General features: G+C 54.4%; 20 protein-coding genes. 6 read left to right on the top strand and 14 right to left on the bottom strand.

Features of this window, described 5'->3' with window-relative positions:
* Positions 1-149: 149 nt before the first annotated feature.
* From OHL22_RS04530 to OHL22_RS04540, 3 genes are all read right to left on the bottom strand, one after another.
* Complete coding sequence (locus OHL22_RS04530; RefSeq protein WP_263333706.1) at positions 150-1,313, bottom strand: glycosyltransferase; 1,164 nt, start codon at positions 1,311-1,313, stop codon at positions 150-152.
* 56 nt (positions 1,314-1,369) lie between these two features.
* Entirely contained in the window at positions 1,370-1,777 is a 408-nt protein-coding gene (locus OHL22_RS04535) for a MerR family transcriptional regulator (RefSeq protein WP_263333708.1), read from the bottom strand.
* A 267-nt stretch (positions 1,778-2,044) separates the two neighbouring features.
* Positions 2,045-3,232, bottom strand: a complete 1,188-nt coding sequence (locus tag OHL22_RS04540; RefSeq protein ID WP_263333710.1) for a J domain-containing protein — start codon at positions 3,230-3,232, stop codon at positions 2,045-2,047.
* 313 nt (positions 3,233-3,545) lie between these two features.
* On the opposite strand from OHL22_RS04540, the gene OHL22_RS04545 reads away from it, so the two are divergent.
* Positions 3,546-4,334 carry a hypothetical protein gene (locus OHL22_RS04545; RefSeq protein WP_263333711.1) on the top strand — a complete coding sequence of 263 codons (789 nt, stop codon included), beginning with the start codon at positions 3,546-3,548 and terminating at the stop codon, positions 4,332-4,334.
* 18 nt (positions 4,335-4,352) lie between these two features.
* Here the strand turns inward: OHL22_RS04545 and OHL22_RS04550 are convergent, their stop codons facing one another.
* Both OHL22_RS04550 and OHL22_RS04555 read right to left on the bottom strand, forming a co-directional pair.
* Positions 4,353-4,568 carry a DUF2934 domain-containing protein gene (locus OHL22_RS04550; RefSeq protein WP_263333713.1) on the bottom strand — a complete coding sequence of 72 codons (216 nt, stop codon included), beginning with the start codon at positions 4,566-4,568 and terminating at the stop codon, positions 4,353-4,355.
* 284 nt (positions 4,569-4,852) lie between these two features.
* A complete protein-coding gene (locus tag OHL22_RS04555; RefSeq protein ID WP_263333715.1) occupies positions 4,853-6,121 on the bottom strand; it encodes a lactate racemase domain-containing protein in 1,269 nt (422 codons plus the stop codon).
* Between the two features lie 349 nt (positions 6,122-6,470).
* Between OHL22_RS04555 and OHL22_RS04560 the strand changes: the two genes are divergently transcribed.
* The gene (locus tag OHL22_RS04560; RefSeq protein ID WP_263333716.1) at positions 6,471-7,712 is read left to right on the top strand and encodes an MFS transporter; all 1,242 of its coding nucleotides are present in this window, start codon (positions 6,471-6,473) and stop codon (positions 7,710-7,712) included.
* 35 nt (positions 7,713-7,747) lie between these two features.
* On the opposite strand, the gene OHL22_RS04565 is transcribed toward OHL22_RS04560, so the two are convergent.
* The 7 genes from OHL22_RS04565 to OHL22_RS04595 all read right to left on the bottom strand — a co-directional run bounded on the left by OHL22_RS04565 (position 7,748) and on the right by OHL22_RS04595 (position 13,934).
* Positions 7,748-9,025 carry an MFS transporter gene (locus OHL22_RS04565; protein ID WP_263333718.1) on the bottom strand — a complete coding sequence of 426 codons (1,278 nt, stop codon included), beginning with the start codon at positions 9,023-9,025 and terminating at the stop codon, positions 7,748-7,750.
* 386 nt (positions 9,026-9,411) lie between these two features.
* On the bottom strand, positions 9,412-10,173 hold the full coding sequence (locus OHL22_RS04570; RefSeq protein ID WP_263333720.1) for a DUF169 domain-containing protein: 762 nt from the start codon (positions 10,171-10,173) through the stop codon (positions 9,412-9,414).
* 41 nt (positions 10,174-10,214) lie between these two features.
* A complete protein-coding gene (locus OHL22_RS04575) occupies positions 10,215-10,520 on the bottom strand; it encodes a heavy-metal-associated domain-containing protein (RefSeq protein ID WP_263333722.1) in 306 nt (101 codons plus the stop codon).
* A gap of 40 nt (positions 10,521-10,560) precedes the next feature.
* Positions 10,561-11,619, bottom strand: a complete 1,059-nt coding sequence (locus OHL22_RS04580; protein WP_263333724.1) for an ABC transporter substrate-binding protein — start codon at positions 11,617-11,619, stop codon at positions 10,561-10,563.
* Positions 11,609-12,364, bottom strand: coding sequence for an ABC transporter permease (locus OHL22_RS04585; protein WP_263333726.1), 756 nt, complete (start codon positions 12,362-12,364; stop codon positions 11,609-11,611). The genes OHL22_RS04580 and OHL22_RS04585 overlap by 11 nt, the downstream gene beginning before the upstream one ends.
* A gap of 23 nt (positions 12,365-12,387) precedes the next feature.
* The gene (locus OHL22_RS04590) at positions 12,388-13,176 is read right to left on the bottom strand and encodes an ABC transporter ATP-binding protein (protein ID WP_263333728.1); all 789 of its coding nucleotides are present in this window, start codon (positions 13,174-13,176) and stop codon (positions 12,388-12,390) included.
* On the bottom strand, positions 13,176-13,934 hold the full coding sequence (locus tag OHL22_RS04595) for an ABC transporter permease (RefSeq protein ID WP_263333730.1): 759 nt from the start codon (positions 13,932-13,934) through the stop codon (positions 13,176-13,178). Before OHL22_RS04595 ends, OHL22_RS04590 begins: the two co-directional genes overlap by 1 nt.
* A gap of 596 nt (positions 13,935-14,530) precedes the next feature.
* Between OHL22_RS04595 and OHL22_RS04600 the strand changes: the two genes are divergently transcribed.
* The 4 genes from OHL22_RS04600 (at position 14,531) to OHL22_RS04615 (ending at position 22,374) form a co-directional block, all read left to right on the top strand.
* Positions 14,531-17,860, top strand: coding sequence for an FG-GAP-like repeat-containing protein (locus OHL22_RS04600; protein WP_263333732.1), 3,330 nt, complete (start codon positions 14,531-14,533; stop codon positions 17,858-17,860).
* Positions 17,857-19,656, top strand: a complete 1,800-nt coding sequence (locus tag OHL22_RS04605; protein ID WP_263333734.1) for a CRTAC1 family protein — start codon at positions 17,857-17,859, stop codon at positions 19,654-19,656. Before OHL22_RS04600 ends, OHL22_RS04605 begins: the two co-directional genes overlap by 4 nt.
* On the top strand, positions 19,653-20,531 hold the full coding sequence (locus OHL22_RS04610) for an RnfABCDGE type electron transport complex subunit D (RefSeq protein WP_263333736.1): 879 nt from the start codon (positions 19,653-19,655) through the stop codon (positions 20,529-20,531). Before OHL22_RS04605 ends, OHL22_RS04610 begins: the two co-directional genes overlap by 4 nt.
* A 286-nt stretch (positions 20,532-20,817) precedes the next feature.
* Positions 20,818-22,374 (top strand): CRTAC1 family protein, encoded by a 1,557-nt coding sequence (locus tag OHL22_RS04615; RefSeq protein WP_263333738.1) that lies wholly within the window; start codon positions 20,818-20,820, stop codon positions 22,372-22,374.
* Between the two features lie 21 nt (positions 22,375-22,395).
* On the opposite strand, the gene OHL22_RS04620 is transcribed toward OHL22_RS04615, so the two are convergent.
* Entirely contained in the window at positions 22,396-23,961 is a 1,566-nt protein-coding gene (locus OHL22_RS04620) for an NAD(P)/FAD-dependent oxidoreductase (protein WP_263333740.1), read from the bottom strand.
* Entirely contained in the window at positions 23,958-24,923 is a 966-nt protein-coding gene (locus OHL22_RS04625; RefSeq protein ID WP_263333742.1) for a radical SAM protein, read from the bottom strand. Before OHL22_RS04625 ends, OHL22_RS04620 begins: the two co-directional genes overlap by 4 nt.

The following is a 24,923-nucleotide window of genomic DNA, read 5'->3' on the forward strand; positions in this document are numbered from 1 at the left end:
CTGTGTTGTTGCAACGCAACTCTTCCAAGGAACTCATAAATATCTGCTGCCTCCGGACTCAGTATGTCGCACCAGTCCACATACCGTGCCGTTATACGAATAACTCCACACAGCGCATCTGATCTACGGCAATCGACCTATCCAGGTGCTTATCGAATCAGCCGCATCCTGCCGCGCGGCAACAGCTCATACACCTTGCCGCGCCAGAGAATCTCACTCGATAGATAGCTCGCGACCCAGAAGCCAAAACCCATCAGGTCGCGTATCGGAAATAGAACGTAAAGCAGCACAGGATTCGTCTCACCCACCACCATGTATCCAGCCGCCCACGCAATCATCCAGCGCGTCAGCACGCTCCATGCCAGCATCGCCGCTCCGAGTAAAGGCCTGCCCATCGCCAGCCCGGCAACAAGCCCCAGCAGGCCAAACGGCAAGCTGAATGTAAGCGCCGTACCGAAATGCCCCTTGGGCCGCGAAAATCGCGTCGATTTCATCCATCGCGCCTGGTGCTTCAGTGAATCCGTCAGGCTTGAATTGATAATCATGTGATCGATGATGTGATGACTCAGCACCATTGTCTTGCCCTGCCGATGCACTTCATTTCCCAACAGATAATCATCCGAGCAGTAGTCGCCGATCGTACCCATGCCGCCCATCGCGTCGATGCATTCTTTGCGAAACGCCATCGTCGGCCCAAGCGCAAACTGCGTTCCTTCCAGCATGTTCGCCACCAGCACACCCGCCGTCATCTCTACCGACATGCCCACAGCCTCAAGATGCGCCCACAGGCCACCCTCAGCCGCCACGCCTCGATAAAGACACGTCATGCCGCCAACCTTCGGATCAACAAATGGCGCGGATACCGCACGAAGATAATCGTGCCGCACACGTACATCCGAGTCGCTGATCACCAGGATCGGGTACTTCGCCGCTGCCGTCATCAATTCAAGTGAATGCACCTTCGCGTTGATGTACTTCGGCGTTCCGGTCGTCAGGAATTGCACTGGAATCTGCGGATACCGTCCAGCCACGGCACGCGCCACTGCCAGCCCGGCATCGGCAGCATCAGCCGCGCAGAAAAGAATCTCGTACTCGGGATAATCCTGCTCAAAAAATGTCGCGAGATGCGCCGCCAACCCCGGCTCATCGCCATGAAGCGGCTTCAGTAGGCTGAGTGGGGGAGCGAAGTGGTCCGCTGTTTCGTTTCCGGGACAACTGCGTAGATAATGGCGCATTCCCGCCAGAACCATCCCCGCAAATACGGTGGAGGTTAGCAGGCCAAACGCGGCCAAACCTAGTAGTACGAGGAGCATGCCGTCTAAGAATAACCGGGCAGGCAATGAACTTGCTGCCCTGGCTCATTACAGATTCAGGATTTTCGACCAGATGCCGGCGGCTTGGGCACAATAATGGGCTTACGCAGCGGCACCATCGCCGCCTTCGACGCCCCCGCGGCCTGTGACATATGCGACAGCATCTCACTGCGCACATACTCGACAAAGCTCTGCATCTGCCGGTTCATCTCCTCCATCCGCTCGCGCATCTGCAAAATGATGGCGATACCTGCAATGTTCACGCCAAGATCCCGCGCCAGATTCAGAATGAACTCCAGCCGCTCCAGATCCTCGTCGGTATAGAGACGCGTGTTGCCGTCCGTCCGTGACGGTTTCAGCAACCCCTCCCGCTCATAGAGCCGGAGCGTCTGCGGATGAATCTCGTACATCTCGGCGACCGCCGAAATCATGTACGCGCCTTTCGATTTGCGTTTGGTGGTCATCTTCGATTCGCTGTTTAGGTTAGTCCGAGATTACCAACTCCGAAACGATCCTGAATCAAATTCTGCAAAAACGGGCAACCAACTCACCACTCTAGCCACGCCGTCACCCATGGCGGCTTGCATGACGTTTATTGCGCATCGTCCCACGCGGATTGTGCAATGTCCTGCACGGATTGCGCAACGTCGAGCGCCGATTGCGCATTGCGTGACACCGATTGCACATCGCACGACGCCGATTGCGCAGCGTTCGCGATGGTTTAGCCGGGATCAGATGTTATCGAACAGCTTCACCCTCGGGTCCTGGTTATTCAGTTTAGCGAACTCGCGCATAATTTCGCGGCTCCGCTCATCGTTCAATTGAGGCACCACTACATCCACCGTAACGATCTGGTCGCCGCGCTTCCCTGACGTAGATGACTCCACGCCTCGCTCGCGCATGCGCAGCTTCTGTCCACCTTGCGTACCGGGCGGAATCCGCAACTGCGCCCGGCCATCGATAGTCGGCACATCCACCTTCGCGCCCAGAGCGGCCTCAGCAATCGTAATCGGCACATTCAAGTGAATATCGTCGTTAACCCGCCGAAATACTGGGTTATCTCCCGTCTTTACAATTACATACAGATCGCCGTTCGGGCCGCCGTTGATGCCGGCATTCCCCTTGCCAGGCAGCCGGATTCGTTGCCCATCGCGCGTTCCCGCCTTGATGCGGAACTCGATCGACTCGGTCCGGTACACCAGACCATCACCATGGCAGGTAGGACAGGCATCGGAGATGCGCCCCGAACCACCGCAGCGCGGGCACTGGATATTGAATTTCATCCTGCCACCCATCTGTGTTACCTGGCCGGTTCCATTGCATTCCGGGCATTGCATAGGTGCACCAGAAGAGGCTTTGCCATGGCATGTGGGACAAACTTCCTGGCGCTGAATATCAAGCCGCGCATTGCCGCCGCGAATAGCCGTCCAGAAATCGACAGCTATCTGATATTCGAGATCGGTTCCGGGCTCCGGACCACGCGGACGGCGCTGTTGTTCATTGCCGGTAAAGATGCCGGAGAAAATGTCGCGGAAGTTGCCCCACGAAGCCGTTCCGCCGCCTTGCTGCGCTCCGGTTGGGTTGCCGCTAAAGCCTGAAAAATCAAAGCCGCCGAAGTCCACCGGAGGCGCCTGACGGCCGGTTGCCTGCTGGCGCGCATAGGCCTCGGCTGCCGCCGGATCGATCTGGTCGGAGTAGAAACCGACCTGGTCATAAATCTTCCGCTTCCGCTCGTCGGAAAGAATATCGTTGGCCTCGGAGATTTCCTTGAACTTCTCTTCAGCTTTTTTATCGTTCGGATTTACATCGGGGTGATATTTACGCGCGAGTTTGCGGAACGCCTTCCGAATCTCTTCGGCGGTCGCTGTCTTTTTTACCCCGAGAATGCCGTAATAGTCCTTGTTTTGCGTCGTTGACATGATTGCTTTCTCTTATCCGGAACTCATCTCATCTATGCAGTTGCGGTTCCGAACTACTTCTCAAGCCTGCTCTGATTCCAGGTTTCAGACGAAGTCTTTCCGCGTCGTGGCCTTTATGAGATGAGTTCTACCGTCTTCAAAACATTAGATTCATCGGCGAAAGCAGAGCTTCAAACCAGCCTGATATCTAGAATAGGGCAAAGCAGCCTATCTGAGCTACTGGCACGCAACCCCGATGAGCCAACCCTGCTAACCGCTCCCCAGTCAAAGCATCTAAGTGTACGTAGGACGAAACGGGCGTAAGATCTGTGCTATGGCTAGTAGGCCGACAGCGACGGTTCTTAAAGTAGCGGCAGCAGCGCTGTTTATCTGCCTGATGCAGACAGGATTTGCCCAGCGCGGCGGCGGACATGCCAGCTTTGCTGCCCACGGCTCGCCGCATGTGACATCCCATTTCTCCGGCGGCTTCCGAGCTTCGACCTCCCGGCCATCATTCGCTCCATCTCGTGCTGGATTCGCGCCACGCAGCTTCGCCGCTCGGCGGCAGTTTATGCCAACGGGCATGCCGGGGGGCAACAGAACCTCGTACCGTCCGGGATTTTCCGCACGGCAGCCTCAATATCGCTCCGACCGGTACCGGCGTCCCTACCGCGGACCGCGCCGCTCTCCGTATGTAAATACGGCGTGGAACATCTGGCCCGGCTGGACGGTCCCCTATTACATCGGCTATCCGGATGATTACGGATACGATTACGAGGACAACGGAGACGATCCAACTAACCAAGCCCAGCCATATCAGGAAGATGCGTATAACGAAGCGCCGTACGCAGAGGAACCTGAGCCGTGGCCGGCCTATCCGCCAACGCAACCCGTTTCTTCGCAGACCAGTGCACCTCCTGCACAGCAGGAGACTGTCACTTTGATCTTTAAGGATGGCCGCCAGCCGGAACAGATACGCAACTACATGATTACGGGTAGCACTTTGTACGTTCTGGATCAGAAGCGGCAGGAGATCCCAATTAAAGATTTGGACTTAACCGCGACAGTCACTACAAACCGAGGTGCGGGGGTTGATTTTCAGCTTCCACAGGGTACGCGATAACTTCAGTTTTAGTTGAGCTTACGAGGCAAGCTTGAGCTGCTGCTCGGCTTCGAGCCAGTCCTGCTCCGCAAAACCATCGCGGTAGCCGCGTTCAGCCCAGATCTGCTTTGCGCGCTGTGCGATCTCGTCGTGGCTCACTTCGCGAGGCTGCAACTCGATCGGGGCGGTTTTTGCCTTGGCGGCACTCTTTCTGGGTTTCGCCGGGGCTTTCGCTTTCTTTACCGTCTCTGCCATTTTGCAACTCCTTGTTGTGGTCCGGACACCTAGAGGGCGACCGTCTATTTCAAAATACTGGATTGTCAAACCATCTGCCGGGCTTGTCCCATCCCCGAACCTTAGATGTAACACGCGCCTGCGATCGAGTTCTGTACGGAACAGAACCTTAGAAGATGGCGCAATACTTCGAAATTGAAGATGCAATGCTTGGGCAACTTCTGACGTCAATCGAGAGATGCCGACACAGAAGCAACGCATATTGAACAAAAAACGAGCACGAAAAGCTTTTGCCTGCCCACCGGTTAAAGCCGCGACTTATGTGCCCAGAGGCCGAGGGCGGGATTGGAGATGAAGAATATCTCCTCGCCTTCGACTGTACTCCAGCCGTCTTTGAGATGTGCCGGATTGTAGCGGTTGAGCATGGAATCGAGACTCGCGTAGTTGTAGCCCACGCTCTCGACTTCTTCGCGAGTGAGACCGCCGGGGCAATACGTGATGCGGAAGCGGCCTTCGGAGCTGCCGTGAATCAAGTGAGCTGCTGCGCTGAGATCGTTGGCCAGCTCAGGATTTGCTTTAACGGCTGCGAGTGTTTCCGGCGTGCTGCGGTAGCCGTATTTGCGGATGAGCGCATCAATTGCCGGGTCTTCGCCGAACTCTTTCACGCCGGGGGCGAGGATGATGAGATCGCCATCATCTGCAAGCGCCATGCGGGTGCGATAGACGGCTTTATTACCGAGCCAGGTGGAGTGAAACTCTTGCGGGTCGAGATAGACGACCGCCTTTTTTATCGGCTGATCGAGAGTCTCAAAATTGACTTTGACGCTTAGTTCAGCGGCACGCAGGAAGCACTCAACATCGTCGCCGATGTAAAGGCCACGAACGACGAGAGAGCCGTCGGGTTTGCGGCCTACTACGGTTTGGACGTAGATGATCGGAATATCGGAGAGGAAGTGGTCACTGGCATAGTTGAGCACGGCACGCACGGGATTTTGTGCGCGGCCCATGATACGCTCCATGCCGTAGACGGCGCCTAGATAATGGCTGCGGTTGATGCCTTCGCGACCGCCTGTGCCGACAAGGATGTTTTTGTTGTAGTTGGCCATGCCGATGACTTCGTGAGGGACAACCTGGCCGATAGAGAGGATGAGGTCGAAGCCGCCACTGGCGATATGCGTATTGACCTGCGCTGGCCACGGAAAATCGAGCTTGCCCTCGGATTGCTCGTGAATAAAGCTTACGGGGACTTCGCCCAGAGTGACGATATCGGTGCGCCAGCGGTGGATGAGAAATCGCTCGGTGGGAACGGAGCCGAACATGCGTGAGAGCTGATCTGGACGCATGGGAGCGTGAGTTCCGAGAGCGGGCAGAACACCTTTGAGGCGATCGCCATAGTAGCGATAGGCAGACTCGGTGAGAGGGCCTGCGTGTGAGTGGAAGCGTGTGAAGTCAGGAGGAACGGCGAGAACGCGTTGGCGTGGGCCTAGTGTGTCGAGTGCCTGATGCAGGAGGGATTCAAGTTCCGGGGCCGATAGCTCCGCATCTACGCCACCCGTTGCACATAACAGAGCCATTGCTGTGCCTCCTGAAATCTTTTTCACTGCGCGTTTCCACGGCTGAACAAAAATATCTTTGCCGTAACCTTCCATTTTAGTTGGACTGGGAGAAATACGTTGCGCAGATGAAGCGCCAGCCATCCAGGCCATCAGCGCAATAGTTACTCTCTCGCAGATGCTTTACAGGCACCCTCTGGCAGGTAAACTGGCCCTGTTGTGAAAATGCGACGAGCAATGCCGATTTTCATCCAAACATCTGCGGCCGTTATTCTGCGGTAAAGAGTACCCTTCGCCTTCAAATACTTGGCGGTCTGTAACCTTAAATGCGAAACGATACGGATTTTCGTCCCAAAGGACTTTTCTTTTTGTGCTAGAAGCCTCGTTTTTCCGCCGGACCTTCCGAGCCTTCCGTCATCGCGACTTTCGCATCATGTGGATGGGAGCATGCGCTTCTACAATCGGGACCTTCGTCCAGCAGTTTGCGCAAAGCTGGCTGGTTTATGACCTTACCAAGGACCCTTTCTACCTGGGGCTTGATCTTTTCCTCGGCCAACTACCGATCATTTTGTTCTCTCTGATCGGCGGCGTCTTTGCAGATCGGCTGGATCGCAGAAAGATGTTGCTGGGGTCTCAATACATACAGATGTTCTGCGCATTCTTGCTTGCGGCGCTGTTCTACACACATACAGTCAGGATCTGGGAAATTCTGGCGTTGTCATTCGTCGTCGGATTGGGGCAGTCCTTCGGTGGTCCTGCGTATTCGGCGCTGCTGCCGACACTGGTAACACCAGAGGATTTATCGAACGCCATTGCGATGAACTCGATCCAGTTCAATCTTGCAAGAGTGCTGGGACCTGCGCTGGGTGGGTTGACGTATGCCACGGTGGGAGCGACCTGGTGCTTCACATTGAATGGCGTCTCTTATCTTGCAGTTATCGCATCGCTGATGATGGTGCAGGTAAAATTTATCCCTCAGAAATCGAGGGAGTCCATCCTGAAAAGCATGAAGGAAGGGCTGCAGTTCATACGTGAACGCGAAGGGCTTTCCACACTGGTGTTTCTAGCGTTCTTTACAACGCTTCTCGGTTTCTCGCTTACGGGATTCCTGCCGGTTATTGTGCAGGGTGTTTTTCATGGGGGGACGCAGATTTACCAGGTGCTGCTTATCTGCTCGGGAGCCGGTTCCATCGTAGGCGCGCTGCTGGTTGCAGCTTCCGAAAAGCCCGATCAGGGTTACATCGTGCTGCTGACATTGATTGGACTCGGAGCCGCAATAACCGGATTTGCCCTCAGTACACAGCTTCTACTGTCCTGTTTGCTGATTTTCCTCTGCGGTGTAGCGGTAATGGCATCGGCTTCGCTGATGCTTTCACTTGTCCAGTTGATTGTGGCCGACCACATGCGCGGAAGGGTTATGAGCGTCTACAATCTCGCCTTTCGGCTTGGTATTCCGGTTGGCAGTCTGGCACTTGGGAAAATCATCCCGATTACAGGGATTTCTCCTGCTCTGATGGGTACAGGGGTTCTACTCATTGCAATTGCGCTGTATTTCGTAATTGCCATGCGCAATGTGACGCTGTTTCGGCGTGCGGCGCGCGAAACGAGTTAGCTACGCTTGCCTCGTGCGAAGATGAAATGCCCGAATTAGCTTTCGATGGGCGAAGCGGTGGTGGAGAGTTCGTCGAATTCAGCGGAGTGTGGCATCTTCTTGCGGCGTAATAGAAGGCTCAAGCTTGTAGCTGCGAGAGCTACGCCTGCCATGTACACGACGAACTGCGGCTTGTACGAACCCGCGCTGTCATAGAGATGGCCCATCGTGAGCGGGCCGGTCGCGCCACCAATGGCGTACGCGGTCCACGTCAGACCGTAGAGCATTGAGAAGTGACGGTGGCCGAAATACTGCGCGAGCAAGTAGGGCGCTACGTCCGCTTCGCTCCCGAGCCCGGTGCCGAGCATTGCTGCACCAATGAGTGCGGTTGCAGATGAATTAGCGTAGGCGAGCACCACCATGCCGGCAGCGGATAGCAGAAGAATGAATGTCTGGATGCGTTGTGGAGAAAACCGGTCGATTAGCAGGCCGGTGCCGAGGCGACCCAGGATTCCTGCTCCTCCACGTACGGAAAGAGCCAGTGCGGCGATGTACGGCGTGATGCCGTGACCGGTGAGGATTGCGGCGAGATTGGTGACAAGTCCGTTTTCGCTGAAGGCGCCGAGAAGAATGATCGCGGCCAGGATCCAGAACGCCGGGCTGCGAAGCGCTTCGGCGACGGTGGCGCCTGAAATGGTTGAATGATCGCGACCAACAGAGACACTGTCGGGACGATTACGCACGATAAGAGCGGTGAGCGGTATGCCAAGCAGAGCGATCGCGCCAAGCATCAGGTAAGCGCTGCGCCAGCCGTGGCTCTCAATCATCCATTCCGTAAGCGGTGGAATGAAGATGGAACCTACACCGCTGCCGGTGAGAATCAAAGCCAATGCGAAACCGCGATGGCGCTCGAACCACGTGAGGACCGTGCGAGTATATGCAAACTGTGCGGTGCCGTTGGCTACCAGGCCAAGGACGAAAAAGGTGAGATAGTAACGGATGATGCCATGTCCGAGGCCGCTCAGCGACGCCAGAGCTGCGGCAAAAATGAGGATTGAAGGAAGCAGGATGCGTCGCGGCGGAAAACGGTCGAGCAACAGGCCGATCAGCGGCGAAATCATTGCTACCGTCATCGCTGCGAGTGCGAAGGCACCACCGAGTGCTTGACGCTTCCAGCCGAAGGCAGCATGCAACGGGTCGAGAAACAAACTGAAAGTGTAGGGAACTATGGGAGCAAAGCTCACCATTACTCCTACGGAAGCCGCGCTTGTTACGGCCCAGCCTTCGTATCGGATTGAGTCTTCGTTCATTGCGCGTGGTGAGGCTTCAGTCATCTTTTCTCCACTTAACCTGAGATCTGCTGACGCGCCTGCATGAATTTTGTGGGCTCGGCTGGCAAGCGAGATCCCGAGCAGGCAGCACTCTGCAGTTGCATCCCTAAACGTTCATCCTCAGAGCTCGAGATTCAATGGAGTTTGCGCTAATGATGGGAAACGAGCCGTAGGCCAATCTTCAGAGATTGAAGTGAAGGATGGGAACCACCTGACGTCGGAGAAGAAGCTCCATCTTTGGATGTAATCAGTAAACAGCGAACACCAACTACACCAGATATGGAAATGCTGTCTGCAAGGAACACGCCGGTATCGTCTCGATAGATGAAGATGCGGTGCGATGCGGGCTTACTCCGTCGAACTCGGAAGTCGCTTCTATACAGGTGCACCTACTGCTGAGATGCGGCGAAATGTTCCAGAGAGGTTTGTATACTTGGGCGGCTTCCTGCGTAAACGTCTGCTCTGCGCAATTGATGAAAGCGGCTCAACACTGTATTGGCTGAGGCAAGGATGCGCAGCCGCTCCACGTAGGCTGCCAGTGTTGCGCCAGGCAAAGCAAAGATAGCGACGTCGTCGGTGAAGTTATCAAGATATGCGCGAGCGCCACAGCATCCCATGCTGACCGCTGCGCGGCCTGAATTTACAACCTGCGGAACGACTGCGCATGCTGGACGGCCGAGAGCCGGTGCATTATGACCCTCGACCTGCTGGACGGCCTCTGAAAGAAGCAGCATTTGATTGGGGCTGACGAAGAGCAAGACCACATCCGGCTGCAATGAGGGAGTGGCAAGAGGCGCATACACAACATGGCGTGCGCGGGATTGCAGGACTGGGATCTGTGGGATATCTTCCTGACGCACGTAGCCGAGATCAGCAAAGACCTTGAGAGCATCCATCAGGTCTGTTTGCTGTTCGGGGGAGGGCTCCAGATTGTGCGTGTGAACACCTATAGCGCAGAGCGAATGATCGGCAGAGGAAGTGGCAAACGAAGACTGAGCCGCCTCTTGCCAAAAACGGCAGCCCGCCGGTGCACTTCCCGTATAGATCGAGACACCCGCCGGAATGCTGTCACTGAAAGAAATCGCGATGGCTGGCTGGCGAAGTTGCAGCAGATTGTTCAGCTCTTCGGCGAGAGCGGCGTATTCGCGCATGATTTTGTGCTTCTCCAAGTACAAGTATTAGATTTGTGCTGCTATGCCTGATGTGAACTTTCTACGGTGAATCCGAGCTCCGCGATGAACTTACGGATAGCTTCTTCGGAAGAGGCCTCAGCGTTGTATTCAACGGTGACATCACCCGCCGGATAGGTGGAGTGGCTCGATAGGATGCCCTTCTCCTTACCCAGCAAGGTATCGAGGCCTGTGGCGCATGTGATGCACGTGAAGCCTTTGACCTTGAGCACGATGGTTTTGCGAGCTGTGGAACTGATCGCCTCCGGTGAGGTCAAGGCGCCAGCGCTTGAAATAGCAACGAGCTGAAGGAATCTTCGCCGAATCATTATGCGTCTCCTTTGGAGTCACAAGGTTATCTTGCGCCTGTTATTTTGCCGAGCCTGAGGCCGGTTCATAGCGCCAGGGAGTTTCGATACTTGCCTTATCCGAGAAGCGCGTATCCACGTAATCGCTAAACTCGATTTTCTTGTTCAGAACACCGGTTTCTATCATCAGATCGCGGACCATATCGAAGTCTGCCTTGCGTGGCGCGAGTGGACTGTAGGTGACTCGATCCAGTGGTTTGGTCAATGCCCATCGCAGAAGCGCCGGCTTCTGGTTGTAGTAGAAACGGCCAACAAAATCTGCTGCATCTTCCCGGTGAGGCTTGCTCTTATCGAGCCAAAGTCCCGAGCGAGCGATGCCATCGACAAGCACCTGGACAACATCGGGCCGCTGATCGATGAGATCCTGGCGAACCACAAGGATGCAGGACATGTAATCTGGCCAATAATCACGCGCCTGAAAGAGCACTCTTCCATAGCCCGCCATCTCAGCCTGCGAAGGAAAGGGCTCACCCATCACAAACGCATCGATGGCTTTGGCTGCCAATGCGCCAGAAACATCCGGCGGCGCCATCTCAAGCATCTTGATTTCTCCGGGTTTGATGCCCCACACCTTCATCGCCCGGAACAAAATCAGGCGTTCATCAGAAAATCTGCTTGGAATAGCAATCGTCTTGCCGCGCATATCGGCGAAGGTCTTGATGGGGCCATCTTTTCGAACAACGACCGCGCTGCCGTAGCGATGGCCGAGATACACAACCTTGATAGGAACTCCCTGTGCCTTAAGAGCGATCGCCATAGGCGCCACGATGAATGCGGCCTGGACGCGATTAGAGATAAGAGCTTCTTTCATCTCAGGGAAGCCTTGAAACATGCGCGGCAGAAACTCTTCGCCCGATTCAGAGTACTTCGAGATGTAATCAGTGACAGGACATGTCAACTGGCAGGTCACTGGAAGATAGGCAACTATAATCTTGCGTTTTGCAACAGGACGGTAGTCGTTGAGAACAGAGGTCCAATCTACGTTGAGCCATGCATGCAACCCTGTAATTAGTACAAGCCAGCAGGAGATGAGGACAACAATTTTCGTTTTAAGCTGCATGACGGAACCCCCAGCGGACTGATCGAATCCGCTCTACTAACCGAAACACTGAGTCGAGCACAAGTCCAATGATGCCGATGATGAGCATTGCCGCAACGACGAGATCGTAGCGCTTACCTGAATTGCGTGAATCGATTACGAGGTAGCCAAGGCCGGAATCGACAGCGATCATCTCGGCAGCGACTACGACGAGCCACGCAATGCCGAGAGATATGCGCAGGCCAATCAGGATTTGCGGGAGCGCCGCGGGAAAGATCACCCTGCGGAGGAGTTGCGCGTTGGTGAGCCCGAAGTTGCGTCCGGCGCGCCGGAACAACGGAGGAACGCTGGAAACGCCACTCGCAGCGGCAACAACGATTGGGAAAACCGAGCCCAAAAAGATGAGAAAAATAGCAGCAGGATCGCCAATACCGAAAAAGATGATTGAAACTGGAATCCACGCGATGGGACTGATGGGCCGAAGAAGCTCAAGCACGGGATTCACCACTTGATGCAGCGACGGGAACCAGCCGAGGCAGAGTCCGAGTGGGACGCCAACCACTGTTGCCGCTGCGAAACCAATTACAACCCGCCGCAACGAATCGCTGATGTCGGCCCAGAGAACGTGCTTGTGTAAGAGTTCGAGAATGCCACGCCATACGCTTAAAGGCGAAGGAAAAACCCTGGTGCCTGTCATGAGCACGGAATAGTGCCAGACAGCAAGCAGCACTGCGACAGCGACCAGAGGCAGAAGCCATTTTTCCAAGAGGTTTTCCTGACGGCTTCTTTTCATATCTCGTACGCCAATCCGATCATTTTGAGCAGTTCGTCGCGTAATGTCAGGTATCGGGGTGAGCTGATGTTTCGAGGGTGAGGAATATCGATGGTCAGGACGTTCTGGATTCGCGCGGGACGTGAGCTGAGCACGACCACCCTGTCGGCAAGCTGCACTGCTTCGTCGATGTCGTGGGTGACACAGAGAATCGTGCGACGCTCTGCCTGCCAGATGCGGAGCAACTCGCCTCGCATCATGACGCGGGTGATGGAATCAAGCGCGCCGAAAGGCTCATCGAGAAAGAGAACATCGGGATTAACGGCGAGGGCGCGTGCCACCTGCAGGCGCTGTTTCATGCCGCCTGACAGATCAGATGGGTAGGAACGTTCGAAGCCCTGCAGTTGAACCAGCTCAACATAATGCGCGATTCGTTGTGCCCGCTCGCTGCGAGAGAGTTTTGCTAATCCGAAGCCAATGTTTCCTTCAACGGTGAGCCAGGGAAAGACACCGTGTTCCTGGAAGACGAGAATGCGACGGCTATCTGGGCCTGAAACGAGTTCTCCATCAATGGAAACGGAACCGCTTGTGGGTGATAGAAACCCACCCATGGCGTTTAGAAGCGTTGATTTGCCGCATCCGGAGGGTCCAACCAGGCAAACGAACTCACCGTCTGAAATTTCCAGATTGATGTTGTCGAGAGCTGCGATGGTCTTGTCATTACCCTGAAAGACCACGCCCAGATTCGTCACCTGTAGCTTGGGTGCAGCAGCTTGATCTGGAATTGCAATGCCTGGTAGAGCCATCAGTTCTCCTGGTTAGTCCACTGAAAAGATTTGACGCGTTCCAACGCGCGCATGCCAAGGTCAAGGAGCAGACCGATCACTCCAATGACGATCATGCCGGCTACGACAAGGTCGTATCGATTTCCTGCGTTTCTTGCGTCGACGATGAGAAAGCCAAGGCCGGAGTTGACGGCGATCATCTCTGCGGCAACGACCACAAGCCAGGCGATGCCGAGAGTGATCCGCATACCCACCAGAAGCTGCGGCACAACTGCGGGATAGATGACCCTGACAAAAAAGTCAACGGAGCTCAATCCGAAGTTGCGACCGGCATTAATGTAGACCTCGGGTATGTTGTGAACCGCGCTGATTGCTGTAACCAGTAATGGGAAGAATGACCCGACAAAGATAAGGAAGATGGAGGACAGGTCTCCGATACCGAACCAGAGGATGGCAATTGGGATCCACGCGAGTGGCGAGATCGGACGAAATAATTGTACGAGAGGATTGAAGGCTCTTTCGCCCCGCCTGTACCACCCCAGGACGAGTCCCAGAGGGATGGCCGTGACGCATGCCAGCAGAAAGCCCCAAGTCACGCGAAACAGTGACGCCACGACATGTTTGAGAAGCAACCCGTGCTGAAGCAGTTCCCCGATAGCCGCGAAAGCCGCAACAGGACCTGGCATCAACTGACCGGGATGCAGATCAATTGCAATCTCCCATAATGCCAGCAAAGCCAGGATGAACAGCACTGGACGCAGCCAGACAGGGAAACGCATCCTCGGAAACTCCTTTGCGTGAGGGAAGAATATGGGGAAGTGCTCAACTTCGCATCTTAGACATTCAGTAAGACTATTCGCCTCAGTCTAAAGATGGAGAAGCATATCAACAGAAAGATGGTGGCCGGTCGCATCGCGCCTCGTCGATGATTACCCAATACGCCTGAATCAGAAGATTCATGACGGGCGACCTTTCAGCGAATCCAACGGTAATCTTCGAAGATGGGAGTATTGCCCGTTGAAGCGACTGAAGGTTCTTAAGCCTGCGGCAACTAGTCCTGGGATTGCGTACGACTGCATCCCCAGATTTGGCGGCTACTGTTTGCGAGTTTCGGAACCTCAATTTGCGGCCAATGAGACGTTTGTTGCGCGAATCCAGTTCCAGCCTCCAGAATTGGAGTGCAATGCACTTTTTCTTAAAACGATCCGAACCCAGGTGTGATTCTCCTGGTTCAATTGCACCATGGAGATGGCTTTCTGCGAGCATCCTGGCTTCCTCTGTTCTGCTTGGCTGCCACTCGAATACCCGGCTCCCTGACGAATCGAGCAAAGAATACACGGATTTTGTCTCGGCATTTTATGTAGGGCTCGCAGCGTTGCAGGTTGGGGACGACGTACGCGCCGAGAGTACGCTTGCCCAAGCAACAAAGCTCGTTCCTGGCGAGCCCGCGGCGTGGGCTAATTGGGGCATTCTTGCCTTGAGACAGCGCAACTTCGATGCCGCTGCACAGCGTTTCGACAAGGCCAAATCCTTAGACCGTGCAGATGACAGGGTGTATTACCTGCAAGGCTTGCTGGAGAGCGACCGCGGGAATTCTTCGCAGGCTATCAATGACTTTCGTGATGCGGTGAAGCGCAATCCAAAGAACCTTCGCGCAATCTACCTGCTTGCCTCTGAAGTGGAGCGCCAAGGCGGGGACCAAAGCGATGCTCAATATGAGCGGCTGATGCAGCAACTGCTCTCCGTCGATCCAACTAATGTGGCCGCGTTACTTGACCTGGCGCGAGTGGCGGCAAAGCGTGGCGACGCCGCAACGCTTCGCACGGCGGTTGCCGCTGTTGATAAGCAATCTGGAGCATGGCCGCCGGAAGTGAAACAACAGCTCGATGCGCTGAAGGCTTCGATGAGTGGAAGCGATGTGAAGCCGGCGGCGACGCGGTCGATTTTTCTCCGCAATGTGTTGATGCGCGTACCGGAGTTTCGCGCCAATCTCTTGCAGCTTAAGCCGCAACCTGGAGATGAAGCTCAGCCGTTTACTCATTTTGTGAAACTGGAAAATCCGAAATTTTCACCTGCACCGCCGGATACTGCGATGCGTTTTGTTTCGCAGCCAGTGAAGGGGCTCGCAAAGGGAGGTTGGGAGTGGATCGGTGCGATTTCGCTTGATGGCACAGGCGCACCGGTTACGATGGTTGCCGATGCACACCAAGTTCAGCTTTCGACGGGCGCCAAGCTTAATTTTCCGGGAGGATCGGGCTCGTCTAAACCTCTGCCAGCGGGTATCGTACCTATCGACTTCAATTACGACTTCAAGACGGACCTGGTGCTCGCAGGAGCCGGTGGCATACACTTCTACAGGCAGGACAAGCCTGACGCGTTTGTGGATGTGACCGCCGCGACAAAGCTTCCTCCCGCTGTACTGCGAACTGCTTACAACGGCGCGTGGCCGGTCGATATCGAAGCAGATGGTGATCTCGATATCGTTGCGGCTCCCGCGGTTGGCCCGCTGGTTGTGCTCCGGAATAACGGGGACGGAACCTTTGCGGTAACGCATCCGTTTGCGAATGTCATAGGTGTTCGTCAGTTTGTCTGGGCTGATTTGAATGGCGACGGGAACCCCGATGCAGCCTTGATTGATGGCGCCGGCCATCTCCATGTCTTCCTGAATCAGCGATCCGGAAATTTCCGTGAAGAGGCAGTTCCATCGGAGGTCGTGCAGGTGAAGGCTATCGCCGCTGCCGATCTGGACCATGCAGGTCCCATGTCGCTCGCTGTGGTCCGATCGGACGGTCAACTCGAAAGCATGAATCTGCCGGCGGAAAATGGTGCTTGGGCAACGGCCAAGGTCAACGATGTGACCGTTCCAGCAGATTTCCTCTCAGGCGATTTGACGCTCAGCGTTGGTGACTTTGACAATAATGGTGCGATCGACCTGCTCATCGCTTCTACCTCTGCGCGACAGGAGCCACAGCTTTGGCTGCAGAGCAAAGCGGGACACTTTCAGAGAATCGATACGAAAGTCGATGGCTCGACAACGATTGCTGCCGCAGATGTTGAAGGCAATGGCCGGCTGGATCTGTTGACTGTTTCCACGAATGGCGAGCCGCTACTGTGGGCCAATCAAGGAACCAAGGGATATCACTGGCAGACAATTCGACCTCGAGCGCGGCAGACTACGGGCGATCAACGAGTGAATTCGTTCGGGGTGGGTGGTGAAATTGAAATCCGTTCTGGCCTGCTACCGCAGAAGCAAACCATCATGGGCCCAGAGCTGCATTTCGGATTAGGAACGCAGACTGGAGCGGATGTAGCGAGAATCATCTGGCCCAATGGCTCCGTTCGTGCCGAGTTTGCGCTGAAGGCTGATCAAGCGGTGCTGACGGAGCAGAGGCTGAAAGGTTCCTGCCCATTCCTGTTCGCGTACAACGGCAAGGAGATGGCGTTTGTTAAGGACACTGTGCCGTGGGGCGCGGCGATTGGCTTGCGCATCAATGCGATCGGTCCGGCGAAAGTAGGAGCAACAGAGGAGTGGTACAAGATACGCGGCGATCAGTTAGTTCCACACGATGGGTATTATGATCTTCGCATTACGGGCGAGCTATGGGAGACCTATTACTACGACTCGCTGTGGCTGATGGCCGTTGACCATCCCGCAGGCACTGAGATTTACACGGACGAGCGTTATCAGATTCCGGCGGTAAAATTGGCTATTACTACAACCGAAGAACCTCATCCAATCGCGAAAGCCGTTGACGATAGCGGAAAGGATGTCACGGGAATTCTGAGCAAACTGGATGGCACATATCTCGATAATTTCGGGCGCGGGCAATATCAGGGAGTGACGCGCGATCACTATGTGGAGATTGATCTCGGCCAAGATTTTCCTGAGCGTGGGCCTGTGTGGCTGATCGCAAAGGGATGGCTGCATCCGTCTGATTCGTCGCTGAACATCGCAATGGGACAGGGACATCATGAAGTTCCACGTCCGCTGAGCATGGAGATTCCAGATCGGAATGGCGACTGGAAAACCGTGAAGAATAATCTCGGATTTCCAGCGGGCCGTAATAAGACATGTCTATTCGATCTCACCGGTTTGTTCCCCCCGGGCACGCCTCACAAGCTACGATTGCGAACCAATCTGGAGATTTATTGGGACTCTATTGAATGGGCCAAAGGTGTGCCGTCAACAACAGAGAAAGTTACACGTCTCGAGACCACTAGAGCCGATCTCCATTACCGTGGATATTCCGAGATTCATCAGGCCAATGCTTCATCGCCGGAGATTCCGGATTATGAACATCTAGCTTCCACGACGCAGATATGGAGAGATCTTTCCGGGTACTACACGCGATACGGCGATGTTCGAGAATTGCTGTCCTCGATCGATGACCGCTACGTGATCATGAACGCGGGTGATGAGTTGTCGCTGCGGTTCGCGGCACTTGCTCCTCCGGCAGAGGGTTGGGTGCGCGACTATGTGATTGCAGGTGACGGTTGGATCAAGGACGGCGATTACAATTCAACATTCTCCTCAACAGTGCTGCCTTACCCCTATCACGCACGTAAGGAGTACGATCAACCGCCGCGCAAACTTGAAGATGAGTGGGTGTATCGTCATCATCCGCAGGACTGGCAGACCTATCAGACGCGCTATGTAACGCCTGAAATCTTTGAAGACGCGCTGAGGAGCAAAGGCAACGAATGAACTCAATGGCAATGAAGAGGGTCCTCGTCAGTGTCTTTTTTGCAGGCTTGCTGGCTACACCCGCAGTCATGCGATGGAAAGCAGCGGCGCGCAGAGTGGCGATTGGCCCGAGTCTTGACAAGCAGGCGGATCTGTCGCGTTATGGCTTCTATTTCGAAGAGGTCTCGCACGCCGCGGGCATCAACTTCGTCCACAAAGGACCTACACTCGACCCCAAATTGAATGACATCATGCCGGAAGTGGCATCGATGGGTGCTTCGGTGAGCATTGTCGATTTCGATCGCGATGGATGGCCTGATATCTACGTTACTAACAGTGCTGAAGGAAGTAAGAACCATCTGTATCGGAATATGCATGATGGAACGTTTCAGGACGTAGCCGAGCAGATGGGCATTGCCGATGTGAATCAGTCCGGGACCGGTGTTTCGATGGGAGCGGTCTGGGGTGACTACGATAACGATGGCTATGAAGACCTGTTCCTGATCAAGTGGGGACGTCCAGAGTTATTTCACAATGATCATGGACATGGTTTTACTCGCGTATCGGAGCAAGCGGGATTGCCTCCATGGATCAATGCCAATACAGCCGTCTGGTTTGATTACGATGGCGATGGTTTACTTGATCTCTTCGTCGGTGGTTACTATCCCGAAGATGTGGACTTATGGCATCTGAAGTCTACGCGCATGATGCCCGACAGCTTCGAATATGCAAAGAACGGCGGACGTAAATATCTGTTCCACAACCTGGGTGGGGGACGATTTGAAGAAGTCAGCGCAAAGGTTGGCATAAACAGCCGGCGATGGGCCTTGGCGGCTTCAGCTGTTGATCTGCGCGGAACTGGGCATCCCGATCTTTTTGTCGCCAACGATTATGGCGTGTCAGAACTCTATCTCAATGATGGCAAGCGATTTCATGAGGCAGGAGAACAGACGGGCGTTGGATTTGCGCCTAAGAGCGGGATGAACGTTGCCTTCGGAGACATATTCAATCAAGGCCGCTATTCGGTCTATGTCTCAAACATCTCGGAAGACGGAACGTTGATTCAGGGCAATAATCTGTGGGTGCCAAAGGAAGGAACCGCTGGGAACAATCTCGTTTTTGAGAACCTTGCACGTGAGATGGGTGTGGAACTTGGAGGATGGAGCTTTGGCGCGCAGTTCGGTGACTTGAACAATGATGGGACGCTGGATCTGTATCTCACCAACGGATATGTCTCGCTCGATAAAAGCAAGAGCTACTGGTATGACTTCACAAAAATCGCTGGCGGTAATTCAGCGATCATTGGGGATGCGAAAGACTGGCCTGCGATGGACGGCCGCAGCCTCTCTGGCTATCAACAGAAACACGTCTGGCTGAACGATGGAGCCGGCAAGTTCGAGGATGTTGCGCAGGCAGTCGGAGTCACGGACACATACGACGGGCGCGCCGTTGCCCTGGCGGATTTATGGAATCGTGGCGTTCTCGATGCGGTAGTTGCGAATCAGCGCGGCCCTTTGCTTTTGTACAAGAATACGGTTGCACCGGGAAATCATTGGATCGAATTTGCTTTGCAGGGAACGGTGAGCAATCGAAGCGCAATCGGCGCTCAGGTTGAGCTTTCGTGGAACGGGCAGAAGCAGATTCAGGAGGTTTCAGGTGGTAGCGGGTTTTCGGCTCAAAATGACCGCCGACTGCACTTTGGACTGGGAAAAGATGTACAACTGAAGGATGCTGTAATCCGATGGCCGTCAGGCAAAGTGCAGACAATCAGCAACCTTGTGCCCGACAAGCTGTATACCATCGAGGAGCCAAAATGAGCCCGGAAAGCCTAGTAGAAGTGTCAAAGCAGAAAAAGGCCAGTTCGATCAAGCAATGGCTTACCCTGGACAATCGCTTCGTACCACCGGTCTTCATTACGCTGATCCTTCTTGCTGGACAGCTATCTTATGGAATTCTCGAGAGCTATTCGAAGACACTACTTGCGATCGGGGCTGCGATTGCGGCCGAATTAGCACTCGGGCGATTCATGACAAATAAGTGGCCCCATCTGGCAAGCGCATACATTTCTGGTATCAGCGTTGGTATTTTGCTGCGCGCGCCGGGTTACTGGCCGTATATCGTGTGCAGTCTTCTCGCGATTACGTCGAAATATGTACTGCGATGGAATGGCCGCCATCTCTGGAATCCATCTAATTTTGGCATCTGCGCGATGTTGTTTCTCGCGTCAGATGCCGTAGCGACGTTGAGCATTCAATGGGGCAATAATCTGGCGGCAATGGTTGTTATCTGGCTTCTTGGCTCCGCTATTATCTTGCGGTTGCGCCGTTTTCACATTTGCGCCGTCTACGTTGTTTCTTTTCTTCTACTGTCTCTGCTGCGAGCACGGATCACCGGAGATCCCTGGCTCTCGGAAGTTTCACCGATCACTGGACCCGAATATCAGCTCTTTATCTTCTTCATGATCACCGACCCGAAGACAACGGTGCGATCGAAGTGGGGGCAGAGCTTCGTCGCGTTCATGGTTGCTGTTGTTGAAATGTTTCTGCGGCTTGACCAGAGCATCTACGCACCGCTTTACGCGCTTTTTATAGTGGGTCCCATTGCCATGCTGATTGAGATGTGGCTTAACTCCCGCCGGGTTCCGATGCTCGATGGTGCCACGTTGCAAAGTACTGTTGCGGGATCACGATAAAACAACCAAAGGATACGTGTTGGAACACTTTTTTTTCAGGGCTTCTTGCTGCATAGCGACATTGGCATGTGCGTGTTGGATGTCAGGATGCCATCAATCCAATAATCCGGAGCAGCAACAGGAACAACAAGCAGTTTCTCCTCATCCCACAATAACCGAGGGGCAGCCCGCGACTGGAACAGCGCAGAGAGAGAGTCGTCCATCCGGACCCGTTCACTTTGTAGATGTAACGGCTCAAGCGGGAATTCATTTTCGCCACAATAATGGCGCTTTTGGCCAGAAATATTTGCCCGAAACGATGGGAAGCGGTGTTTGCGTGCTCGACTACGACAATGACGGATGGCAGGACATTCTCTTTGTCAATTCGATGGACTGGCAGGGACATGGGACGAAGAAATCTTACCCTGCGTTGTACCACAACGAGCATGACGGAACCTTTAAGGATGTAACGCAAGAGGCGGGCCTGGCAGTGCAAATGTATGGCATGGGGTGTGCCGCCGGCGACTACGACAACGATGGCCGCGAAGACATATATATTACCGCGTTAGATGGCAATCATCTCTTCCGTAATATTGGAAACGGCAAGTTTGCCGATGTAACACGAAAAGCCGGTGCTGCTGACGGCGGCTTTGCAACCGGCGCAGTCTGGTTTGACTATGACAACGACGGCAAGCTGGATCTTTACGTAGCCCACTACATTGACTGGTCTGTTGCGACGGATCAAACCTGCAAGCTGGATGGAACTCACAAATCCTATTGCACTCCGGAGCTTTATAAAGGCCAGAGCGCGAGACTCTTTCGTAACAAGGGCGACGGGACCTTCGAAGATGTAACAAAGAAGGCAGGCCTCTACGATCCATCGAGCAAATCGCTTGGGGTCGCTTTGCTCGATTATGACAATGATGGCTGGATCGACCTATTCGTAGCCAATGACACGCAGCCCAACAAGCTCTATCACAACAATCACGACGGAACATTTACTGAGAGCGCTGTAATTGCCGGTGTGGCCTATAGTGACGCAGGAAAATCGCGTGCTGGAATGGGCGCAGATGCGGCTGATTACGATTCATCGGGGCGACAAGGCTTGCTGATTGGCAATTTTGCAAACGAGAGCCTATCTCTTTATCACAATGACGCATCAGGCCTGTTTACCGATGAGGCTGTTCCATCGGGCATTGCGTCTCCGTCTGCGCGTTCACTGACGTTTGGTACATTCTTCTTTGACTATGACTTAGATGGCCGGCCAGACATCTTTGCTGCGAACGGGCACGTGGCCGATGACATCAGCGTGATTCAGCCGACGATTCACTATGCCGAGCCGATGCTTCTTTTTCGCAATCTTGGCAACGGACGCTTTGAGGATATGTCTGCAAAAGCGGGGCAAGCGTTGGAGCAGCCTGTTGTAGGTAGAGGAGCAGCTTATCTGGACTACGATAACGACGGCGATCTCGATGTCGTTGTCTCAATCAATAACGGTCCTGCAAAACTGCTACGTAACGAAAATGGAAACCAGAACGACTTGATCCGCCTTCGGTTGATCGGCACCAAGTCGAATCGTGACGCCATTGGCGCAAAGGTTACGTTGACGACTGCGGCGGGATTGCATCAGCTTCAGATGGTCAAGGATGGATCGAGTTATCTCTCCCAGAGCGAGCTGCCACTTACCTTTGGACTGGGCAAGCCAGATGGAGACAAGACCGTTAGTGCGCAAATTGTGTGGCCGAGTGGGCTTAAGGAATCGTTGAAAAACATCAAACCGAATCAGTATCTGACGGTGCAAGAAGGCAAAGGGATTATTTCAGCCACGGCGATCAATTTTGCGGGTCCGGCCCCGACGCATTGAAGAGATGAGAGTGTTTGCTCACTATGAGTGCGCCGCATAGAATCCGCAACGCTGCAGCAGCGCTTGAATCTCTTCCGGTGTAGATTCAACTTTAGCCGCGGCTTCGAGCAGATCCTCGGCATCGACGGGATACCAAGCCGAACGATCGCTCCTAGTTAGGCCAGCAACATCGAATGGCTCTATCGCACAGTGAATATCGAGAATCAGCTGAGAGGCTTCGCTATCGGATGCAATCGCTATCGCACGACGCAATAACGCATCGGTGGCCGGTCCAAAAGCCGGATGATCGCACAGCAAGAACGATGTAGCCAGATGTGATTTGTCGAGACGGTGAGCTGTTTCTGAATAGGACGCGGCCGCGAAGTACAAAAGGCATATCGTCTTAAAAACCTCGAAGCGGTTCATGTTGGCGTATAAGGCTGCAATCAATCGAGAGGTGGCATGCAACTCTCGGACAGTTATGTCGCCGTAGGAATGAAGATCCGTTGCAAGCGACGCTGAATCCAGACCGCGTTCCAGAATGCGTGCGAGACGTGCAATTCCCAGCAGTGTCAATGGAAAGCCAGTAGAGAGCAGTGGATCGACGAACCCCACAGCCGACGGCAGCATTGCCCAGGTTCCGCCCTGAACTTGCCCTGCGAAGTATGACAGACGCGGTATATGACGAAAGGGTTGAATCGGTTCTGCATGAACGAACTGCTCTCTGAGTGCAGGAATCAAGTTGATCAGCCGGCTCCATGCAACTGCGCCTTCCTGCAGTCGCAGTTGCTCAGCTAACTGCTGCGAGGCTGCAACTCCGGCGCTCGTCACGCCATTGTTGAAACGCAGTACCCAGATCCATCCACCTTCGAATACATGGTGCACAGCCGCATCTTCTGCGGGGTAGGGCGGCGCAGTGCCGCCGAATGCAGTTGGAGCGGGCTCTGGTCGCGTAACGCCGGTAAAGTGGCTATAGAGCGCCTGAGTTTGCGGATAGTCATGAAAGCTTTTTTGAGGAATTGACAATGCCTGATGGATGAATCCGCGAGGCCCGGTTGCGTCGAGCAATATTCGTGCGCTGCATTGATACTGCCGATTGTTCGCGAGCAACTCCAATTCGACACTGTTGGGCTGAACATTGAATTGTTGTATCGAAACATGATCAAGGTACTCGACGCCAAACAGTTGAGCCTGTTGAACAAGCAGGTGATCGAAATCTGCACGGTACCAGTGGGTGTCGGCGATTTCATCGTGTGGGCTTGCGGCCACCAGCAGTTCGTTTGCGGGATTGCGACACGGGTTGTCCGGGCTCTCCAATGCGTGGTGATAGAAGGTGAATCCACGCTTGAGTCCGCAGGCGATCTTTGGATATGCATGCTGCCAACTGCCCCACTTCGATAGTGGACGGAGCGCAGCGAGATCATAGCGACGACAAAGTTCTTCCAAAAGCAGGTTCGCGAGTGGTGTCGACGATTCTCCGATGTTGATGCGTGGATGCGTGCCCTTTTCAACCAGAAGCACTGAGTAGCCAAGTCGCTTTGCGATCATGGCAATCAGCGAACCGGCAAATCCAGAGCCGACGACAATCACATCGTAGCGAGAAGTCAACTGAGTTCCTCACACGCCTGACAAGAAACAGGAGGCGAAATTTGCTGCGATAGATTCATGCTATGAAGTCTTTGCCAGCGCGCCTTGTGACAGACTCCGCACTTTGCATATACGCGATCACGGTCCCATTCATCTATGAAAACGCGGCCCCTCTGCAAGGTCAGACCATACTGCATCGCCATTTCGAGTGTCTCAAGGTTTGGCGGGTGGAATTCTCCGGCCGCCATGAGAGCTTCCATCGCTCCGTTTCCGGTTCGCGTCGGTATCAGAGATGCGGCAGTAGCTCCACAGTCGAAGGCGAAATCAAGAGAGCGCTGGGCCCAATACAGCGACTCCTCGGGTTGCATGAATGGTGGTTGCACGAGGATGAAGACACGGAGGTCGATTTTGCGCGAACGAAGGAGTTCAGCTGCTTTTGCAAACTGATCCAACGTCATGCGCTTGTTCAAGCGATCGAGTACCTGTGGTTGCACCGTCTCAAGACCCATTGCGACCTCGAGCTGGTGCCCAAGCAGATCCTGAAAGTTAGCGCACTCCTCAGAGACCAATGCGGGATGGCACTCAACGATCGTTCGCTCGAAAGTTCCGGCCAGTCGTGCGATCGCCGTGTAATCCCCTTTCGGAATGGCCTGCTGATCGAAGAAACTACCGCTGTTGTATAGCTTGATTTGACGTGCAGTAGGTAGCCGATCGAGCGCATATGCGATCTGCCGCGGAATGCTTCCAGGGCCGACGCTATCGGTCAAAGTGTTCTTCCAGAGATCACACATGAGGCAGCGCCACGGGCACTCACGGTTAGTCAGGAACACCGTTGCAACAGGCACAACTTCGCCGCTTGCAGCGCATTCTTCTTCTACCAAGTAGAGATATGGCTTATCCGGATCGAGCGTGGTACGCTCTGGCCGCTGCGTGACGATCCAGCTGTTTCGCTGTGTCGCACTGTCTGGGTAGGGCGCTATCAA

The sequence above is a fragment of the Acidicapsa dinghuensis genome, assembly GCF_025685685.1.
In the GTDB taxonomy this organism is placed as follows: Bacteria; Acidobacteriota; Terriglobia; order Terriglobales; family Acidobacteriaceae; genus Acidicapsa; species Acidicapsa dinghuensis.

Coding starts and splice junctions, on each gene's coding strand:
- OHL22_RS04555 (WP_263333715.1), bottom strand. CDS start 6,121: ATGGCTCTGTTATGTGCAACGGGTGGCGTAGATGCGGAGCTATCGGCC.
- OHL22_RS04595 (WP_263333730.1), bottom strand. CDS start 13,934: ATGCGTTTCCCTGTCTGGCTGCGTCCAGTGCTGTTCATCCTGGCTTTG.
- OHL22_RS04535 (WP_263333708.1), bottom strand. CDS start 1,777: ATGACCACCAAACGCAAATCGAAAGGCGCGTACATGATTTCGGCGGTC.
- OHL22_RS04590 (WP_263333728.1), bottom strand. CDS start 13,176: ATGGCTCTACCAGGCATTGCAATTCCAGATCAAGCTGCTGCACCCAAG.
- OHL22_RS04540 (WP_263333710.1), bottom strand. CDS start 3,232: ATGTCAACGACGCAAAACAAGGACTATTACGGCATTCTCGGGGTAAAA.
- OHL22_RS04565 (WP_263333718.1), bottom strand. CDS start 9,025: ATGACTGAAGCCTCACCACGCGCAATGAACGAAGACTCAATCCGATAC.
- OHL22_RS04550 (WP_263333713.1), bottom strand. CDS start 4,568: ATGGCAGAGACGGTAAAGAAAGCGAAAGCCCCGGCGAAACCCAGAAAG.
- OHL22_RS04610 (WP_263333736.1), top strand. CDS start 19,653: ATGAGCCCGGAAAGCCTAGTAGAAGTGTCAAAGCAGAAAAAGGCCAGT.
- OHL22_RS04605 (WP_263333734.1), top strand. CDS start 17,857: ATGAACTCAATGGCAATGAAGAGGGTCCTCGTCAGTGTCTTTTTTGCA.
- OHL22_RS04545 (WP_263333711.1), top strand. CDS start 3,546: ATGGCTAGTAGGCCGACAGCGACGGTTCTTAAAGTAGCGGCAGCAGCG.
- OHL22_RS04580 (WP_263333724.1), bottom strand. CDS start 11,619: ATGCAGCTTAAAACGAAAATTGTTGTCCTCATCTCCTGCTGGCTTGTA.
- OHL22_RS04530 (WP_263333706.1), bottom strand. CDS start 1,313: ATGCTCCTCGTACTACTAGGTTTGGCCGCGTTTGGCCTGCTAACCTCC.
- OHL22_RS04570 (WP_263333720.1), bottom strand. CDS start 10,173: ATGCGCGAATACGCCGCTCTCGCCGAAGAGCTGAACAATCTGCTGCAA.
- OHL22_RS04575 (WP_263333722.1), bottom strand. CDS start 10,520: ATGATTCGGCGAAGATTCCTTCAGCTCGTTGCTATTTCAAGCGCTGGC.